The organism is Shimia sediminis, assembly GCF_003990645.1.
Classification (GTDB): domain Bacteria; phylum Pseudomonadota; class Alphaproteobacteria; order Rhodobacterales; family Rhodobacteraceae; genus Shimia; species Shimia sediminis.
Genome location: NZ_RYZK01000107.1, coordinates 1 through 545, shown reverse-complemented (window position 1 = coordinate 545; position 545 = coordinate 1). Strand labels below are relative to the sequence as shown.

General features: G+C 49.2%; 1 protein-coding gene. It reads right to left on the bottom strand.

The window, feature by feature from the left end:
* Window positions 1-7: 7 nt before the first annotated feature.
* Window positions 8-545: serine protease (locus EK369_RS21605; protein WP_164727095.1), on the bottom strand; the 538-nt coding region annotated here is incomplete at its 5' end.

The window sequence follows — 545 nt, the reverse complement described above, 5'->3', positions numbered from 1 at the left end:
TACGCATTTAAATTCCACTTACTGTGGTGATCCAAGCTCTAAGAGCAGGAACACTAGCATAGACACCATAAAATCCGGGACGTGCGCACCCAGATCCCCAAGAGACAATACCAATTTGACCATATGCACTTGCAACCAATGGGCCACCAGAGTCACCCTGGCAAGCGTCACGTCCTCCTGCAGCTAAACCTGCACAAAGCATGTTGTCGGTTATACTTGCTGTTCCATAGCTACCGCGGCAGACAGCGTTGGTGACAACTGGCACAGTAACACCTAAAAGTTGGTTACTTGAAGAGCCCCCTTCTGCGGTTGTACCCCATCCAGTTGTTATGGCATTGGTACCAGAAGGAATGCTGGTGCCTGCTGCTGGTAAAGTGATTCTGTTGATTGTGCTTCCGTATGTAAGGGCGGATGCTAATTGAACGATTGCAATGTCGTTGTCAATGGTGCTTGCACTGTAACGTGCGTGGATATAGATATTGCTGGATGCTCTTGTGACACCACCAGAGCTTCGGAAGTTGGATCCTGCGCGAATGGAGTATTGG